The organism is Paenibacillus paridis (assembly GCF_006345825.1).
GTDB lineage: Bacteria > Bacillota > Bacilli > Paenibacillales > Paenibacillaceae > Pristimantibacillus > Pristimantibacillus paridis.
On the sequence record NZ_VCIX01000082.1, the window covers coordinates 62438 to 82104 of the forward strand.

A 19667-nucleotide genomic window follows, 5' to 3' on the forward strand; every position below is an offset into this window, starting at 1 on the left:
GCCTCAGGTTTTTGGTCGTATGGGGGTATTTACTAGTATGTGAATGAAAATAAACTATCTATTTTTCTCTTTCTCCAAATCCAGGTCATAGCCGTTCCATTTGGAGCCGCTGAAATAGATTAGATCTATTTTTTAGACCTATTTCAGCGGTTTCGGCTATTTACGTCAGTTTAGATCTAAAAATTAGATCTATTTCTCCAAAACCCAGCCCTATCCAGTCCATTTGGAGCCGCTAAGCTAGATTAGATCTATTTTTTAGACCTATTTCAGCTGTTTCGGCTATTTACGCCAATTTAGGTCTAAAAAATAGATCTATTCCTCCAAAACCCAGCCCTATCTGGTCCATTTGGAGCCGCTGGACTTTAAACTATTAGACGAGCGTGCATCCCGTAAGAAATCCTTCTTTCATACTACAGCGGCAGTCTCAGACTTTTTCCCAGTCCAAGGCTGCCGCTGTTATTGCAATTGGGGCAAGCTGTATAATATATCATTTCCTTTTTACTCTAGGAATGCTAAACTTCAGACTCACATGAGGCGGCTTGCCATGACCATTCCTGCTATAACTCAACATTAACCATTAAACCTGCTGATCATTCGGTTTACTGCAACCTTCATCTTCTTCTTTCCTTTGCGCTCCTGGCTCTCCGTAGCTCCCTCGCCCTCGCCATCCTCATCCGCTCTTTCAAGCGCAAGCAGCGCCAGACTATAGCCCACGAGCGAAAGCGAGGCGGAGAGCTTAAATAGATCATCCGACGTGATTTGCTTATCAGCCGACATTTCTCTGCTCCTTTATGTTCAAAGTGACTAGCTTATATGGTCAATGACCGCTGGCCAGGAAATTACTCCTTCTCGGTCCTTGCTTTCAGCACGGCAAATAATCCGACTAAATCCCCAATCACGAGGATAACCGCAGACCACAAAGCAATATCATCAGCCGTTAGTTCAGTATTATCCGTTTTGGTTGTTGTTTTGGACATTCGGATCTAAGCTCCTTAGTTTCTTGGGATGATAACAGCCTATGCCAAGGAGCCCTGACGGGTTTGGGCGAATGCCGCAGTGTCCATAAAAATAGTCAGCTAATGTCTTGCTCATTAGCATCGGAATATAATAAACCGGGAATCAGACGAATGTAGATTAGTTCTGCTCCAAGCTCGACAATCGTTTGGGTAACGATGACCGCCGAGGCAATAACCGACCAATCTCCGGGCAATGACATGGATAGCGGAAGCACAACTAGTGAGTTGCGTGTGCTGGAGCTGAATACTAGCGCACGCCCCGCGCCAACATCCAATTTAAATACGTGAGCTATGGCCCGAGCTAATAGCGGCATGATGAAGAAAAAGAGCAAATAAACCGGAAGCACGCGTACAAGGATCTCTAAATCGTCATAAACGTTGGCGATTTGCGAACCCATGATGAATAGCAGCGCCAAGGCCATAAACGGTACCGGCAGCCATGAGGTAGCCGAAAGCACGACCATGCCCGAACGGCTTTTTGCCGCCCACAGCTGGGTCCCGACCGCAGCAAGCACAGGCAAAATAATGAGCAATAGGAAGGATTCAAGAAAAGGCCCCGTTCGAAAAATAGCTCCAGCTGCTTCCCCAATAAATAAGCGCAAATAAATGGGCAACAAGAGCATTTGAACAGCGAGCAGCAAAGGCGTAACCGCCAGCATCAGCTTTGCGTTGCCGCGTCCAAGCTGCGTAAACACAATCACATAATCAATGCATGGCGTTAGGAGCACCAAATATACCCCGATTAGAATCGGTGTCGATGGCGGAAGAAGAAAGCTTAATGCCCATACTACGACGGGAACAGCGATAAAATTTGCAACCAGAACAGCCGCCACGAAACGACGGTTAGCCAGCGACTCCCGAAGCTTCAAAAAAGGCAGCTGCGCAAACATGCTATAAAGCAATAGGGCAAGCAGAGGCGTAATCATGCCGCTAAGAATTGTAGCGCCTTGCGGAAATGCCATTCCGATCACTCCGCCTATGACAAGAGTCACAGCATAGATGCTAATTTGTTTATTTTCTAATGTATCTCGGTTTAACTTCACGTCGGAGACTCCACTTCTATTCAATAATATTGATTTTCCAATCACACTGCTTGCCTTTAGATGGCGTACAATGCATATTCATTTAACCAAAAGGATCCGTTCAAGGCAATAGCGCTCGCGTTTCGTACAGCTATGTCCATGGAATGGCAAAGAACCTTCCACTCCGCATAAAAGCAGAGCAGAAGGTTCTTTATTTACGAAATAGGGAATAGCTACTCCATCTTGAATCTGCCGATATGGCTTTGCAAATCATTCGCTACGGCATGCAGCGCGATGGCTGACGCCGTCATCTCTTCCATATAGGCCAGCTGTTCCTCCGTTGCCGCTGACACGCTTTGCGTTAAGGCGGAAGCTTCATGCGCCTGCTTGGCACTTGCTTGCGTGGAGATTGCAATCGCCTGCGATCCATTTGCAATTTGCTGGGAGGATGCCGTGATCCCCTGAATCTGATGGGCGACTTCCTCTACCGAGCTGCGTATAAATTGGAACTGCCTGCTCGTCTCCTGCACAGAACGTTTTCCTTTCCCTACCTCCTGCTTGCCGGAATTCATCATAGAGACGGCCTGAAGCGTATTGGTACGGACCGCACCAAGCGCTTTGGCTACTTTTTTCGATGCATCCTCCGACTGAACGGCTAGGCTTCTTACCTCTTCAGCGACAACCGCAAACCCTCGTCCATGCTCGCCTGCCCTAGCCGCTTCAATTGACGCGTTTAATGCAAGCAAATTAGTCTGGTTCGAAATCGAAGCAATCAGCCCCACAATTTTCTCGATTTGCAGTACACTCTCTCTCAAATCGTCCATAAATCGGAAGGTTTCATCCACTACCTGATCAATGCTGCCCATGTCTCGACTAGCGTGTTCCATATAGGCATGTCCATCATCCACGACGTTTATCGCTTGGCCTGACGTTTCCGAAATGACGCTTACGGTGGACGTAATGCTTCCGATGGCTTTGACGATTTCGTCCATTGATGCCGAAATGGCTTGCGTGCCTTGCTGCTGGTTTTCCGCCGAAGCGGCAACCTGCTGAATCGATTCTACGATATAGGTGGTGACCGCCGAGGTTTGCTTGGCGCCTTCCCTTAACTCCTCGGAGCTTATGGATAGCTGGCCGGCAGCTTCGCTCACTTTCTGAATCATCGTCTGCAGTCCGCTTCTCATGCTTATGAACGAATCTGCTAATGAGCCGATTTCATCCTTGTTCGGAATATGAAGCGCCGAGCTTCGCAAATCGCCACCCGCAACCGTTTCTGCCAAAAGCGACAACCGCCTGATCGGGACGGATATATTTCTGGAGAGCAGCGTTCCAAGCAGCATAGTCGCAGCAACCAAGAGAATGCTGCCAATTAGCATAAATACATTCGTGCGTTTCACCTGCCGATCGCTAGCGAGCACCTCTGCCGCCATCGCCTCCTCCTGCTTTTGGGCGAGCATGTTGGCATTCGTCCGTATCAGCTTGGCCAAAGGAAAAATCCGCGTGTTGGCGTACGAATTGGCTTGGCCTGCTTCCATTCCATTTAGCTCGGCAACCTTTTCAAGATACTGGGCATTCCAGCCCAGAAGCGCATTCAGCTTTTCGCTATCCTCGGCGCTACTCAGCATGCCCAGCGCAGCTTGCGCACGAGTGACAATTTCACCGCTTGCCGCATCAATTTCTTTGAGCGATTCTTTATTTTTGTTCAACAGGTAATTGCTGAAGCTGTTATTAAGCTGAACCGCATTAATCTGGATCGACTCCATATGCACAAGAACAGCCATATTATAGTCAATGATTTCATTATAGGAGGCATTCAAGCTTTTGAGACTATGAAAGATAAAGCCTAATAAAAGCAAAATGCAGACAATCGCAATTAAAAATCCGCCATAAATCTTATTGGCAATGGTCAGCCTCCGCTTGCCCCAAACAGTTGATTTTAACATTGCCATTCTCCTTCGGTTCCCTTAAGGGGCAGTATGTACTTGGAGAAAAAGCTTTAAATAAAGGAACTGCCTAAGGCAGTTCCTTTATTTAATCTTGCTATGAATTATTGCTGCTTCAATAGATTGCTAATGATTACAGCAGCTTGCGCGCGGTTGGCAATGCCCTTAGGCGCATACGTGCCGTTGGTCATGCCGTTAATTACGCCTTGCTGCGTCAGTAATGCAATGGCTTCCTTGGCATATGCGGCCATTTTATCTTGATCCGCAAATTTCTCCAAGGCTCCGTCAACGTCACTCACAACAGCATCTTTGTTAATAAGCTTTAATGCATTAGCAGCCATAATGGCCATTTCCTCACGAGTAATTGCTCGGTTCGGATCAAACTTCCCATCCCCTACGCCTTGAGCCAAGCCTGCTTTTACGGCAGCAGCTACTGAAGCGTAGTACCAGTCTGATGTTTTCACGTCACTGAAGGAAACCGTTGCATTCTCGTCTGCCAATTGGTAAGCGCGAACGAGCATGGTCAAAAATTCAGCGCGTGTCACTTGTTTTAATGGCGCAAAAGAAGTGTTGCTTACGCCTGCAATAATGCCTTTGCTAGCCAATTCCTCAATCGCGGCACCCGCCCATGATTCCACTGTGCCCAGGTCCTTAAATTCAGGAACAACAACCGGAGTCGGTGTCGGCTTCACCGTTGGCGTTGGTGTCGTTGTCGGTGTTGGCGACGGATTCGTTACCGGGCCCGTGCCCCCGCCAGGAGGAGTCGGTGTTGGGTCGGTTGTTGGTGTTGGCGTTGGATCTGTCGTTGGTGACGGCGTTGGATCCGTCGTTGGTGTTGGCGTTGGATCCGTTGTTGGTGTCGGTGTTGGATCCGTCGTCGGTGTCGGTGTTGGCGTTGGATCCGTTGTTGGTGTCGGCGTTGGCGTCACCACTGGACCATCATCAACGTCTTCCGGCAGAGACGCTGGTGCAGCAGAGAATATGGCATTTGCCACAATTCTAAACTGCTTTTGCGGATGTGCCCGGTTAAGCAAATCATTCGCGAACAACGTAACGTTAATCGTTCCTTCATTGTACGTGAAGCCAATCGTTTTCCCTTGGGCTTGTGCATGGTTAGGCCACCAGCCTGCTTTGAAGAAATCAGCGTCTGTGCTTGCTGTTGCGAGTACTTTCGCTTTTTCTGGAATAGCACTCATAAATGAGCCCGTTGCTGTATACAAATATTCGTTGTCCTCATATGCTGCTGTAATTGGACTGTCCTGCTCCATTACTGCCTTGAACAACCCTTCATGGGAACTTCCTGTCGTTGTAAAGTTAAAGCCCGGCAGAAGCGCAGTTCCCTTCATTGTGTTCATAGCCGCTCTGCCAAACCCTACGTACGGCTTGCCTGAACCAATTAGATTAGTGCTTGCAGCACCGCTTGTGTTAATGAGCACATCACTAGCTTCCAAATCCGTCGTAACGGTGAAGCCAAGGTCTTTCAGAACAAAAGCAGGAACTCCGGTAGCTGTAACGCTAGCAGCCTTTAGAAGCTTGCCTTCTTTGTTTGCCGCTGGATCGAAAGGAACAACGTCCAGTAAATATTTTTGAGCAACAAGCGCTAGATTTGTTTTGGAAACTAGGAAATCTCCCAGCTCATAGCCAGTTGCTCCTTGGCTAAGCATCGTTACCGATTTTTTCGCAGCGAGCAGCTCATTCACCGCTTTGATTGCAGCATTGCTCGTATTTTTAATTACATAATGATTGGCATCGCCCGGGATCGTCGTCGTTGGAATAACGACTCCTGTAACATTGGCCGTTTTGCCCTTAAATGCCCCTGCTTGACGAATGACATACTTGTCAAAGCCTCTCATATCGGCAAAGCTTTGTACAATTTCAGCATACATCTCAGAGAAATCTGATACGTCAAAGCCATCATACAAGACCAGATTAGCATAACCTCTCTTAGCCTGCTTCATATTGACCACATAGGTCCCTACTGGATAGACATTTGAGCCAATGGTTACAGCCGTCGTTGTCTGCTCCACCTTCACGCCATTGCTTAGCAAGTATTTAACCATCTCGTAAGTTGCAAGGCGATTCTTTTGCAATTCACTTGCTACGGGAAGCACATAATAATCAGGGAAGAAATTCGTTTCTTCGCCGCGCGGTCTGCCAATCACTTGATCAGCAGCGTTAGTCAAATATTGATCAACCGTACGGCTGTCCACATTGTCTACTCCACGCTTGTAAACCTCAAGCTGATTCAAGAAAAGCTTCTCTTTGTTGTCTGTAACATATTTGGTAGCAGCTACGCTTGCAAAGAATAAAGCTTTTACCGATTCTTCATTAAGTTCCGGAATTTCCAGCGTATGTCCTAGCGCACCATGATGCATAGCGTAAACTGCGGTATATGCAGGGGATGCGTCATCCCAGCCTGATTTGTTAGGACCGCTGTTGTTTTGATGAGACTCGTAAGGAATTTCATAGCTTTTATATTCGGTATTTGCAATACCGGCACTGCCCATTACGTTCGCTTGCTCCAACATGCTGTCGATCAGAAGATCGTATTCAAAGTTGGGATCATGCGGAGGCGTACATGGCTCGATAAGGAAGCTGCTGACGAATCCATGCATATCTAGGAAAGACAGCGGCGACCATTTTGCGATTTCCTTCGTTACAATTTGGGTTTCCGGCTGCGTTTGGTAGGAATTATCACGGTTCAAATCGAATGCATTGGCATTCGCCCGTGTATTCAAATAACGGCCATCCGGGTTTTCCGTGAAGTTCATTAGGAAAATCGCATTCTCCAGCGCATCATTCACGTTCAGCGATACAGGCGTTGGATTAGCGCTATCTTCATTCGTGTTGTAAGATATAACATCCTGTGTGCCCATTTCTCTGAAGAAGTTCAGGATGACATCGACGCCAGGCGCTTCATCCGGGTGAATGTTGTTCAGCCATACGGGCACTTTGTAATCCGTTAATGTTCCCTTCTTAATCTTGTCTTGAAGACCCTTCGGATCGTTCAGCATCGCAGGCATCGTTTCATTTAAGTATTGATCGACAGATGCTTTATCCTTAGCCAAAATTGTAAAGTAAATATTACGGCCTTGGACCGATTGGCCAAGCACTTGCGTCTCCACGTAACGGCCTGTTTCTTCTTTGATTTCTTCTGTAATTTTGTCGATTTCCGGTTTAATTTCATCGTAAGTATGATAGCTGTCATAAGCGTTCAGCTTGATTGGAGCAGTCGCAATGATGCGTCCGTTTTGGTCCAGTGCAGCAAAATCACGCGTACCAAGCATAGCGGGATATCTGGAGCGGTGCGAGCCTGACAAATTGACTGTGTTGTAAATCAGGTCAAATGTAACTTTCGCTTTTACTGTAGTTCCTACCACTACTGGCGGTTCTGCCAAGTAAATGAACGGATCGCCTGTATAAGCATTCGTTCCCCATTTTTTCCATTCCGTCAAAGGCTTATCGCCGTAAGTCCATTGCAAGTTGGCCAAGGTTACGCCAGCCGGCAACTCGAACTCCACGTCAATCGTTCTTTTTTCGGTAATGGATGCCTTATCCGTGCTTAGCGTAAGCTTCTCGGGAGCAAGCTCCTCGACTTCAAGCATGATTCCAGTCAACACTTGAGTGAACGTGCTTAGATGCTGTTCAATTCTGCCTGGGTAAACCGATTGAATATGGGCAATCGTATCTTTGGCCGTATGCCAAACTGCCCCCTCTGCTACGGTTTGCGTATAACCATCCTTGTCTCCCAAGGTCCAGTTGGTTGCTTCCAAGTAAGCGTATGGGATGCCTGCTTTGGAGAATGCAGCATGATCGCTCCAATCGCCCGTTGTGCCTGCAGGATATTGGGGATTATCACCCGGGTTGGTGATCAGGTCGAGATTAAGGCGATCAGCGATGCTAAGGCCTAAATCACGAACAAAACCTTTGGAACCGCGGCTGCCGTAAATGTACATAAAGTCACCGACAGCCACACTGTCGAGGTTTATCATGGCAATCGTGTTTTTCTTATCTTCCGCAGTCATTTGCGAAACATAATACTGGGAGCCTCTAGTGCCTGTTTCCTCTGCGCCAAATGCGATAAATTTAATCGTATAAGGTGTTTCCAGCTGGGATACAGCCTTTGCCGATTCGAGCATAACGGCAACGCCAGAAGCGTTATCGTCAGCACCCTTGCCTGCGCTAACCGAGTCATAGTGGGCGCCTACGATAAGAACCTTCGGAGAAACGCCTACTTTAGTAGCGACAATGTTATTGGAGTTCACAGTCGCGCCTGAACGAACATAGCTGAATGGCTGTACCGTTACGCCAAAGCCCAATTTTTCAAATTCGCCTTTGACGTAATTTCCGGCTTCAACCTCTTTCGCCGAACCCGCAACGCGAGAACCGATCGTATTAGCCAAATAATCAAGATACTCATAAGCGCTTTTGCCTACCGGAACCTCCGGCTCTGCAAGTGCGGATACGAATAGCGGCTCGCTATCATCCGACGCAACTTCCGGCTCTGTCGTATCCGGTATGGTGTCTTCCGTATCCACTACTGGTGTAACGCCGCCTGAGCTATCCTCAAGCGCGAATGCGGCACCAGGAGCGACGATCGAGAAGACTAGCATTAAGGAAAGCATGAGTGCGAGAAACTTTTGAGAGATGATCTTCTTAGACATGGTCTTCCTCCTTTTTTAAAATATAGGAAAGCATATCATTCGCTATACTTTCTCTATATTTTTGCGAGAAACGGATCACCTCCTCGTGCAGAGGTCGGTGAAGCCGTATCTTCTTGTCTAGCAAATCAAGTTAACTAGCAGAGAGAAGTCAAACGGCAACTAGACATCTCTATACTCATCACTCCCATTCCGCAGTAGCATTGATCAATTTTGACTTATCTACGATGTCGTGTATGTGGTAAAGCGTCAAAATTTGTATACAATATACTTAACACAATATACCTATCTACGTGAGATAGTATAACATCGATATTTCATATGAACAATAATTTTTTAATAATATTTTAATGTTTCTCTTAATTTCACCGATTTTACGTTAGTTTATATAACATTTATAAGAGTTAACTCCTGTAAAAAATAGAACTACACTCTTCTGGATGTTAGTTTAGCTTGCGTAAATAGAAGCATGTAGTCATGCCCACCTGCCTTGGAGTCTGTACCGGACATGTTAAAGCCTCCGAATGGATGAACGCCAACCAGTGCGCCAGTACATTTCCGGTTAATATACAGATTCCCGCAATGCATGTCTTGCAGCGCCGCCGTAATGCGTTCCTCGTCTGTCGAGAAATACGAGCCGGTCAACCCGAATTCGGTATCGTTGTAGATTCGGATCGCTTCCTGCCAATCGTTCGCTTTGGCAATTGCTAGCACGGGACCGAATATTTCTTCCTGCATTAATGAAGCGCTAGGCTCGACATCAGCAAATACAGTCGGTTCTATGAAATACCCGCCGTCCAATCCTTTGCCGCCGCCAACGAGAAGTCGCCCTTCGCTCTTTCCTTTTTCAATGGCTCTTCTAATTTTTTCATAGGAGTGGATGTCTATGACTGGCCCAATAGCCGCATTCTCTTCCGGCGAGCCTATGACAAGCTTGCTTGTTTTTTGCTTAACCTTCTCAACGAGCTCATCATAGACAGCTGCCACAACGACGGCTCTGGAGCCTGCGGAACACTTTTGGCCTTGAAATCCGAATGCTGAAGCAACGATGGCATCGGCAGCCGCCTCAATGTCAGCCGTTTCATCTACGACGATCCCGTCCTTTCCTCCCATTTCCGCGACTACGCGCTTCATCCAAATCTGCCCTGGCGCCTGCTCGGCCGCCAGTTTATTGATTCGCAGACCAATCTCCTTAGAGCCCGTAAAGCTGACAAATCTCGTTTTCGGGTGGCTCGTCAAATAATCGCCGATCTCAGCTCCGCTTCCCGGCAAATATTGCATGACATCAGCAGGCATGCCTGACTCTACCATTAGCTCATAAAATTTATAGGCAATGATAGGCGTCGTAGAAGCCGGTTTCAAGATAATGGTATTGCCCGCAACGATAGAGGCGGTTGCCATGCCCGCACAAATGGCTAGCGGAAAATTCCAAGGCGGGATTACGATGCCTACGCCAAGCGGAATGTACATCAAACGATTGTCTTCGCCCGCGAGCTTGACCAGCGGCTTGTGCTCATTCGTTTCAGCCAATTTCACCATTTCGCGCGCGTAATAATCCATAAAATCAATCGCTTCCGCCGTATCCGCATCGGCCTCTGCCCAATTTTTACCTGATTCGATAACCAGCCACGCCGAAAAATAATGCTTCCGTTCCCGCATGAGCTCCGCGGCGTTCATAAGCACGGCTGCCCGTTCCCGAACGGGCACGCTTTTCCAACTCTCAAAAGCCGCAAGAGCTGAGTTCATCGCCTGCTCTGCGAGCTCTTTGCTTGCTTTCGATACCTTGCCCACGATTTCATCGGACTTCGCAGGGTTTAACGAAACGATATGGTCCGAGGTATGGACCGCATGGCCGCCGATATGCAAAGGATATTCTTTCCCCAGCTCCAAGCGCACCGCAGCTATGGCTTCCAAAAAAGCAGCACGGTTGCCTTCATCGTTAAAATTAGTCATCGCCTCATTGGCAAACGGCTTGATCATCAGGTCTTTCATTGTCATTTCTCCTTTACTTCCACATATTTTTTAAAACAAACCAGACATTGTCCGGACGTTCAGCAAGCCTTCTCATGAAATAGCCAAACCAATCCTCACCGTAAGGAACGTAGATCCTTACCCTGTATCCTTCGCGCACAAGCTCATCCTGAAGTTCCTCGCAAATGCCATACAGCATTTGAAATTCAAACTGCCCGGATGGAATGTTTTTCTCTTGAACAAAGCGCTTTGTCTCCTCAATAATGGCACGGTCATGCGTGGCTATTGCCGTATAGCTGCCGCTTAGGAGATGCTGGTTAATCAACTGCACGAAGGACTGGTCAACGTCTGACTTAAGCGGGAAAGCAACCTTCTCCGGCTCCTTGTAGGCGCCCTTCACGAGCCGCAAATTACTGTTCATCGAGCCTAGCTGCTTCACGTCCTGCCCGGATCGTCGCAAATAAGCCTGTATGACGATGCCTACATTTTCATAGGAGCCCCGCAGCTTGTAGAACAGATCCAGCGCTGGCTGGCAATGCGCGTAATCTTCCATATCGATGCGTACAAAGTTATGGTTTTGCCCAGCAAGCGCCAAAATTTCTTTCATCTGCCGTTCGCAAAGCGCAGGATCGAGATCCAGCCCCAAGCTGGTGAGCTTCAAGGAGAGATTCGCATCAGCTCCCGCAGCTTTAATTGCTTCGAGCGTTTGTAGACACATCGCTGCGGAATGCTCCGCTTCTTCTCTCGCGCTGATAAACTCGCCAAGATGGTCAAGCGTCGCCATTTTCCCCTGCTTGTTCAACCGCTTTACCGCCTCGATCGAGCTGCTGATTTCCACTCCCGCGACGAAGCGGCGCGCCCCCAGCCTCAAGCCGTATTTGCGCGCCAAATTTCCGACTCGCCTGCTTTTGGCCAGCGACAGAAAGAAGCTTCTCATTATTTTTTCCATAACCTGCTCTATCCCCCGTTAGTCTCCTTATATGATGCGCTTGCCGAGCAGGGAGGTCGCCATCTCAACGGCCAGCCGCGAGGTTTTCATTCCCACATCAAGAAGGGGGTTCACCTCTACGATATCCATCGAGGTCACTAGGCCGGTCTCGGCCAGCAGTTCGAGTGCAAAATGCGCCTCGCGATAGCTAATGCCGCCCGGAACTGGCGTACCAACGCCTGCAGCCTCCGCAGGGTCCATGCAATCCATATCGAAGCTGACATGCACACCGTCCGTCCCGTTGCTCACGATTTCGATCGCCTTCTCCATAACCGCCTTCATGCCCAGCCGATCGATATCATGCATAGAGAAGCAAGCGATGCCTTCGTTCCGAATAAATTCCTTCTCGTAGGGGTCCAAATCACGGGCGCCGATAATGACGACATTTTCTTTTTTGATCAGCGGTCCCGCGCCGGGAATATCCGACAGCTTGAACTTCGACAAGCCCATAGCGACTGCCAAAGGCATTCCGTGCATGTTGCCCGAAGGCGTCGTTTCCTCCGTATTTAAGTCGCCATGCGCATCAAACCAGATTACGCCCAAATTATTGTAGTGTCCGGTCAGGCCTGCCAAGGAACCAATCGCAATGCTGTGGTCACCGCCCAAAATAAGAGGGAAAGCATCACCGAGCACCGCGCGGTACACCTGCTCGCCTACAAGCCCGCTCATTTCCTTCACTTCAGGCAGATACTTGGTTTTGGGCTGTGACGGATCCAACACCCCGTGCCGCGGGCAGTTCACCTCGTAATTGCCTACCAGATCAAATCCCATGCTTCTGATCTGCCGCGCCAATCCGGCTTGAATAATACTCTCTGGTCCAAGCTCCGAACCCGCACGGCTCCCGCCCATCCAAAACGGCACGCTTATTAGTCGTATTTTTTTGTTAACCATGGAATCCGTCCTCTCCGCCTTATTATCAGCTGCTGTCATTTTCGCCACCATCGCAAACACCCTTTCTCTATGCTGTTATTCCCGCAATCTCGCTAATTGTTATCCCTCGTTCAACACCGCTGCAATGCGCTCCAAAGCCCAGTCGATCTCTTCTTTGCTGATGATGAGCGGCGGCGCAAACCGAATCGTCGTGTCGTGCGTCTCCTTGCACAAAAGCCCTTCAGCCATTAATCGCTCGCAGTAAGGCCTAGCTGCCGTATCCAGCTCCACTCCGATAAAGAGGCCTCTGCCGCGAATCTCTTTTACCCTCGAGCTTTTGATTTCAAAGAGCTTAGCTGCAAAATAACGTCCTAGCTCTTCCGAACGCTCCGCCAGCCCTTCTTCCTCCAGCACCTGCAGAGCAGCGACGGAAACCGCACAAGCGAGCGGATTCCCGCCAAACGTAGAGCCATGTGACCCAGGCTCAAACACGCCCAAAATATCTTCATTTGCAGCAATCGCCGAGATCGGCATCACGCCGCCGCCGAGCGCCTTGCCCATAATGTACACATCTGGCGTTACCTGTTCCCAGTCGCACGCAAAGCGTTTCCCTGTCCGTCCAAATCCGGTTTGAATTTCATCGGCAACAAAGAGCACATTGTTTTCCTTGCATAGCTCATAGGCTCCAGATAAATAACCGTCCGCCGGAATCACAATGCCTGCTTCGCCCTGAATGGGCTCCACGAGAAAAGCCGCCGTGTTTGGCGTTATCGCTTGCTCAAGCGCAGCCAGGTCCCCATAAGGCACCAGCTTGAAACCGGGCGTAAATGGCCCAAAATCCTGTTTATACTCTTCCGAGGAAGAGAAAGAGGTTACGGTAATCGTCCGTCCGTGGAAATTGCCCGTACAGACGATGATTTCCGCTTGGTTCGGCTCCACCTTTTTTTGACGGTAAGCCCAGCGGCGAACCGCTTTGATCGCCGTTTCTACCGCCTCTGCTCCCGTATTCATGGCTAACACCATATTTTTGCCCGTGTAATGAGCCAGCTTCTCGTAAAATTCGCCAAGTGAATCGTTATGGAAGGCTCGTGAGGTCAGCGTTACCTTATCCGCTTGACGCTTGAGCGCCGCGATAATTTTCGGATGCCTGTGACCGTGATTAAGCGCGCTGTAAGCACTCAGCATATCCATATAGCGATTGCCTTCCGGATCCTTGACCCATACGCCATGAGCCTCCGAGATGACGATGGGCAGCGGATGATAATTCCGTGCGCCATACCGATCAGACTGCTCCATCACAGCCGTAGTTGATTTAGTAGATGCCATGCGAGTAAACACACTCCTTTCAAATCTGTATACAATATTCAAATGCTGGTGTAAAAAAACCTGGTTTGGACTTCCAAGGCCAGGAGTTATATTCATTATTCACATACTGCTACAATACTTTTGCCAGAAAATCCTGCGTGCGCGAGTGCCGTGGATTTTGAAATACGTCAAGCGGCACTCCTTCTTCTACGATACAGCCGCTATCCATAAACAGCAGTCTGTCACCCACCTCACGAGCAAAGCCCATTTCATGCGTAACGATGACCATCGTCATCCCGTTTTGTGCAAGCTTCTTCATTACATCCAGCACTTCGCCAACCATTTCCGGATCCAGCGCCGATGTCGGTTCATCAAACAGCATGACTGTTGGCTCCATCGCCAGTGCTCTAGCTATCGCAACGCGTTGTTTTTGTCCACCGGACAGACGGTCAGGGTACGCATCCCCCTTATCTTCCAGTCCAACCGTACGGAGCAGCTCGATTGCATTTTTTCTCGCTTGCTCCTTGCTCATCTTCTTTAATTTGCGCGGAGCGAGAGTTAAGTTATCTAACACGGTCATATGCGGAAATAAGTTAAAATGCTGAAACACCATGCCCATTTCTTGACGGATTTGATTTAGCTCGGATTGCTTATCCGTAATCTCACGCTCGTTGAGCCAAATTTCACCTTTAGTTGGCTGTTCCAATCGGTTCAAACAGCGAAGAAAAGTGCTTTTGCCCGAGCCGCTCGGACCAATCACGACGACAACCTCACCCTTGCGGATCTCCGTATCGATTCCTTTTAAAATCTCTACTTTGCCATAAGACTTGCGAAGCCCTTTAACCCGTATCATCAGCTTCTCAGCCTCCTCTCCAGCACAGCAAGCAGCCTGGATAACGTAAACGTCATAACAAAATACAGTGCGCATGCAACGAGCAGCGGCTCCATCGGCGAGAAGGTGATGCTTTGGACGGTGCGTGCATTGTACATCAGCTCCGCTATCCCAATAACGGAGATAAGCGAGGAATCCTTAATGATAATAATAAATTCATTGCCGATGGCGGGAAGCATATTGCGAAAAGCTTGCGGCAGCACAATGTAGCGAAGCGCCATCCATCTGCTAAGCCCGAGGGAACGCGCCGCCTCGGTCTGCCCTCTGTCGATCGCTTCAATGCCTGCTCGGAATACCTCTGCCATATAAGCAGAGCTATTAATCGTAAGCGCGACTACGCCGGATATGAACGGCGGCAAATTAATGCCAAACCCCGTTAGACCGTAATGAATGATAAAGATTTGTACGAGCATTGGGGTGCCGCGTATGATTTCGATATATGCTGATGCAAGAAATTTAACAGGCCACCAACGCGATATTCGCATTAACGCGAATAGAATGCCGAGGATCGTGCCTAGTGCCACGCCGAAGAAAGACAACTCCAGCGTGACCCAGGCTCCTCGGAGAAATGTTGGCCAATAGTCCACCATGGAACCAAAGTTTAAATCCATATCCAACTACTCCGTCCGTTCTTTATTCTCCTACAAGCTCATTGGCTTCTACGACAAAACGGTCAATCTCGCCACTTGCCTTCAAACGTGCGATCGTCTCATCGATTTTGTTCAGCAATTCTTGGTCGCCTTTCTTAACGGCAATGGCTACGCCCGCTTCTTCCTCTGGCTGCTCAATCTTCACACCGGATACGGCAATATCCGTTTGCGCTACCGCATATTGATCGGCTACTGGCTTCTCCAAAATAATGGCATCTACACGTCCGCTCTTCAGCTCCAAAATCAGTTCTGGAATTTTGCCAAGCGCCGTCAGCTTCGCATCAGCGATTTCCTGAGCAATGCCTTCTTGAATCGAGCCTTTTTGAATGCCGATTTTTTTGCCTACTAGATCATCTAGCGATTTGTATTGATCCGCTTGCTCCTTTTTCACCAGTACGCCTTGATCCGTCAAATAATAAATCTCAGAGAAATCAACGTTTTTCTTGCGATCCTCTGTTGGCGTCAAGCCGGAAATAACCATGTTAACTTTGCCTGTGTCCAGTGCAAGCAGCAAGCCGTCAAAGTCCATATCCTGAATTTGCAGCTCCGCATTCATATCTTTGGCAATCTCTTTGGCAATTTCGATATCAAGTCCGACAATTGTGTCCTTGCCGTCTATCGTCTTATGAAACTCAAATGGGGCATAGTCCGCGCTTGTTCCCAAAATAAGCGTCGTTTTCTCCGCTGGCGGGGCATCGGTTGCACCGTTATTTGCCGGATTCGATGGTGAATTTGCCTCTTTGTTCGAACCGCAAGCGGTCAGGACAACCATAACCGTAATAAGTAATAAGGATAGCTTCTTCTTCATTTTCATCTCTCCCATTTCTTTGTCTAATTTAGTGTGAAATGCCCCCGAAATGAACACGGAGTTAAATCTGTATACAATATACATAATTGATGTTAGTAATTATAACATCGTCATTTGCTATGTACAATGTTTTTTTTAACTTTCGTTAACACACGCTTGATCCGGTCATATTTCATTACATATCAGGTCACTTACATTTGCTTGTATAACCTTATGATCAGGTGTTAAAATAGTAAAAACAAATGATGCAGGACTATAAAACGTTTACAATTAAAGCAATGTACAGATGGTATAAACCGTTTCATTTGCAATCACCTTTGCTTTATAAAGGTAGAAAAGGGGTCTTCAGCATGCAAGCACCTAAATACCAATCGTTAAAGGATCATGTTTACGAGTATATCGCTCAAAAAATTCAAGACGGCACGCTGCTGCCTAACCAAAAGGTAAATGAGGCGGAAATCTGCAAAAAGCTGGATATTAGCCGAACGCCCACGCGGGAAGCGCTGTTTCAGCTGGCGTCCGATAATCTTCTCGATTATTTGCCTAGACGCGGCTTTACCGTAAAGGCGTTTGACCCCAAAAAAAAGCTCGATTTTTCGCGAATTATTGGCGTGCTGGATGCACTGGCTGCTACCTTGTGCATTGATCTGCTGCAGGAGGCGGATCTGAGGGAAATGGAGACACTGGTCGACAAAATCGACGAGGATATAAGCAAGCTCTATTTTACCGAATACTATATGGACCAATACAACTTCCATGACATATACATAAAAAAATGCGATAATCCGGTTCTGATTGAAACGTTAAACTCCTTAAAAAACAGCTTCATCCGCCAATCCTATGCCAGTGAGGACAAACAGAAGCTGGCTGCCGTATTAAAGGAAGTGAACGGCGAGCATAGGCGAATTTTGGAATTATTCCGCGCGAAGGACAAAGAAAAGCTGGAATGCACGCTGAAGCATCACTGGCGCATTATCGATACGGAAATGCTTTAGCAATAGCCGTACTATTCAAAGAGAACCACCCCTAAGCCATTTTTGCTTAGGGGTGGTCTTTTTTCGAACCCTATAAACCTATCACTTCTCTCTCGCTCTTGTTGCCAGATTATTTGAAGAGTGCGGTCCGTTGTCTTTCTATTTGCTCTCGTACCCATCGAAAGCCTTTACCTATCGATCAACAGCTTGTTAAACTCTTGCAGCGGCAACGGTTTATGGTAATAATAGCCCTGCGCTTTGTCGCAGCCGAGCTGCTTGAGCTGCTCCAGCTGATCGAGAGTCTCCACGCCTTCCGCTACGACCTGCTTCTGGAGATCATGTCCCATGGATACGATCGTTTTGACAATCGATAGTCCGCTCTCATAGGCGTTCATGTCCATAATAAAGGAGCGATCAATCTTGATAATTGCAATGGGCAGCTGTCTTAAAACGCTTAAGGACGAATAGCCGGTTCCGAAGTCATCAATTGCAATGTGAATGCCAAGCGCAACAAGCTCATCCAGCATTTTTCGGGCCACATTCAAGTTATTGACGACCATGCTCTCTGTTATTTCGAGACATAGCCGCCCCGGCTCCAAGCCGCTGGAGCGCAGCGTCTCCTCCACTTTGTTGACAAAATCCGGCTGCATGAACTGCCTGGAGGAAACATTGACCGAGAGCATAAAGTCATTCCAGCCCCGCTCTTGCCATAACCTTCCCTGCTCGCAAGCCTCCGCGATCACCCACTGGCCAATTTCATTAATCAAGCCCGTTTGCTCCGCAAGCGTAATAAATTCACCCGGCTGCACCATTCCGAGCTCTGCCGAATTCCAACGAATCAGCGCCTCCGCGCCGATTAAGCGTCCGCTAGCCAAATCTACCTGCGGCTGGTAATATAGCACAAACTCCCCAAGCTCAAGCGCCTTTCTCAAGTTCTTCTCGAGCCGGACGTCACGCTGCACCAGCGCAATCATCTCATCCGTATAAAGGCGGTATTGATTGCCTCCGCTATGCTTTGCATTGTACATCGCAATATCCGCCCGCTTGATCAGTCCGTTCGGGGTATCGTCATCAAAGGGGTGCACGCTGATCCCAATGCTCCCGCCCAAATAAAAATCCTGCCCCTGCAGCGTAATGGGGAGCTGGAAAATCTGATGGATATTTTCGGCAAGCGAGACAATCTCGTCGTATTCCGAAGCATCTTTAATAAGAATAATAAATTCATCGCCGCCAAGACGGGCAAGCAAATGGCTCTTGCTCACGCTATTCAGCAGCCGTTTTGCGACTTCAACCAGCGCTTCATCGCCATACTGATGCCCAAGCGTATCGTTAATCAGCTTAAAGCGGTCAAGATCAATCAGCATCACGCCTAATAAAGACTTCTTTTCCCTGACGGCCAGCAAAGAATTTTCCAGCTCTTTCGTAAAATGATACCGGTTCGGAAGATTCGTCAGCGTATCATGATGCGCCAAAAAATGAATGAGCCTCTCTTCCTCTTTTTGCTGGGTAATATCACGGATTACCGCAAGCACAAATCCTTCTTCGCCTTCGGTTATTCTTTCCGTATCCATAAGAATCAGACGTTGCTTACCTCCGCGGTTCCGAATCGACACCTCATAATTTCTCCATTTCTGCAGCGGAAAAGTTGCAACGTAATCGTTTTTCACATTCAGCCGATCGGCTTCAACGATAAAATCAAGCAACGCTTTGTTTTTGAGCTCTGCTTCATTTTGGTAGCCAAGCAAACGCACCGCTCCCGGATTCGCTTCCTTTAACAGCATGTGCCGGTCCAGCATTAGGATTGCCGTCGGGGATAAATGATAAAGCAGCTCGAACTTCTTTTTCACGGAGGGCAGTACGTCGTATTTCATGAAATGGCGAATGGAGAAACTCCATATAACGGAAGCAATGCCGACAAACGAAACATCAATGTATATATAAGATGAAAGCATCGCAATAAGGAGCAAGACAAAAAAGGTGGCGAAGTGATAATAGAGGTTCGCTTTAAAAAGCACTGTATATCGCTTGCGCAGCAGAACCGTCGTTGACCGCTTCCTTGCGGCCAGGCACAAGCCGATATTGCAAATGGAGATGAATAGGAAAAGCACGATAACCACAAAAAAGCCCGTCACATAATCCGGCTGTTTCCACGGCCCTTCTACTCTGATCCCTATAAAATAAAAAGAGGGCCCTTTAAATAGCAGCAATAATAAATAGATACTCAGCGGCGAGAAGGATAACACGCTGCACAAAGCCATAGACATACGGTGGAAACTGCTTGTCACCCTGAAATGCAGCAGCACGCTCAGGCATGCAGCAGCAAGAGAGATCGGGTAAACCAAATAAACAGAAATTAGAAGCGTATGCTCCATAGGCAAAAGCTGCTGAATATATTGGCAAATAATCATAAGCGCGAGTAAAGCGGTTGTAAGTGAGGCAAGCCTGTTCTCAATATGCGTAGGATTGCGCCTCAGAATAACCAGTGAGGTATCCATCATATAAAGAACGGGAAGCATGAATATGAACAGAAGCAGTACAGGTTGATAGTCACTCAAAACTTGATGCCT

The 19667-nt window shown here is 48.0% G+C and carries 14 protein-coding genes; 1 reads left to right on the plus strand and 13 read right to left on the minus strand.

Going from position 1 to position 19667, the window contains the following annotated elements:
- Positions 1-570: 570 nt before the first annotated feature.
- From FJQ58_RS11030 to FJQ58_RS11080, 12 genes are all read right to left on the minus strand, one after another.
- A complete protein-coding gene (locus tag FJQ58_RS11030; protein ID WP_139993269.1) occupies positions 571-777 on the minus strand; it encodes a hypothetical protein in 207 nt (68 codons plus the stop codon).
- Positions 778-839: 62 nt separating this feature from the next.
- Complete coding sequence (locus FJQ58_RS32305) at positions 840-977, minus strand: hypothetical protein (RefSeq protein ID WP_162341433.1); 138 nt, start codon at positions 975-977, stop codon at positions 840-842.
- A gap of 95 nt (positions 978-1072) precedes the next feature.
- Positions 1073-2059, minus strand: coding sequence for an arsenic resistance protein (locus FJQ58_RS11035; RefSeq protein WP_139993271.1), 987 nt, complete (start codon positions 2057-2059; stop codon positions 1073-1075).
- A gap of 212 nt (positions 2060-2271) precedes the next feature.
- Positions 2272-3981: a methyl-accepting chemotaxis protein gene (locus FJQ58_RS11040; protein WP_162341435.1), complete on the minus strand. Its 1710-nt coding sequence runs from the start codon at positions 3979-3981 to the stop codon at positions 2272-2274.
- Positions 3982-4085: 104 nt separating this feature from the next.
- Positions 4086-8645, minus strand: coding sequence for a M20/M25/M40 family metallo-hydrolase (locus FJQ58_RS11045; protein ID WP_238403980.1), 4560 nt, complete (start codon positions 8643-8645; stop codon positions 4086-4088).
- Between the two features lie 423 nt (positions 8646-9068).
- Complete coding sequence (gene pruA / locus FJQ58_RS11050) at positions 9069-10634, minus strand: L-glutamate gamma-semialdehyde dehydrogenase (RefSeq protein WP_139993275.1); 1566 nt, start codon at positions 10632-10634, stop codon at positions 9069-9071.
- A gap of 13 nt (positions 10635-10647) precedes the next feature.
- Complete coding sequence (locus FJQ58_RS11055) at positions 10648-11562, minus strand: proline dehydrogenase family protein (RefSeq protein WP_139993277.1); 915 nt, start codon at positions 11560-11562, stop codon at positions 10648-10650.
- Between the two features lie 27 nt (positions 11563-11589).
- Positions 11590-12543, minus strand: coding sequence for an arginase (rocF, locus tag FJQ58_RS11060; protein ID WP_238403982.1), 954 nt, complete (start codon positions 12541-12543; stop codon positions 11590-11592).
- A 48-nt stretch (positions 12544-12591) separates the two neighbouring features.
- A complete protein-coding gene (locus tag FJQ58_RS11065) occupies positions 12592-13797 on the minus strand; it encodes an ornithine--oxo-acid transaminase (protein ID WP_139993279.1) in 1206 nt (401 codons plus the stop codon).
- A gap of 109 nt (positions 13798-13906) precedes the next feature.
- Positions 13907-14629, minus strand: a complete 723-nt coding sequence (locus FJQ58_RS11070; protein ID WP_139993281.1) for an amino acid ABC transporter ATP-binding protein — start codon at positions 14627-14629, stop codon at positions 13907-13909.
- Positions 14629-15279: an amino acid ABC transporter permease gene (locus tag FJQ58_RS11075; RefSeq protein WP_139993283.1), complete on the minus strand. Its 651-nt coding sequence runs from the start codon at positions 15277-15279 to the stop codon at positions 14629-14631. The genes FJQ58_RS11070 and FJQ58_RS11075 overlap by 1 nt, the downstream gene beginning before the upstream one ends.
- A gap of 22 nt (positions 15280-15301) precedes the next feature.
- Positions 15302-16126 (minus strand): transporter substrate-binding domain-containing protein, encoded by an 825-nt coding sequence (locus tag FJQ58_RS11080; RefSeq protein WP_139993285.1) that lies wholly within the window; start codon positions 16124-16126, stop codon positions 15302-15304.
- Between the two features lie 350 nt (positions 16127-16476).
- Between FJQ58_RS11080 and FJQ58_RS11085 the strand changes: the two genes are divergently transcribed.
- Entirely contained in the window at positions 16477-17121 is a 645-nt protein-coding gene (locus FJQ58_RS11085; protein ID WP_139993287.1) for a GntR family transcriptional regulator, read from the plus strand.
- A 167-nt stretch (positions 17122-17288) separates the two neighbouring features.
- Here the strand turns inward: FJQ58_RS11085 and FJQ58_RS11090 are convergent, their stop codons facing one another.
- On the minus strand, positions 17289-19655 hold the full coding sequence (locus FJQ58_RS11090; protein ID WP_139993289.1) for a putative bifunctional diguanylate cyclase/phosphodiesterase: 2367 nt from the start codon (positions 19653-19655) through the stop codon (positions 17289-17291).
- Positions 19656-19667: the final 12 nt, after the last annotated feature.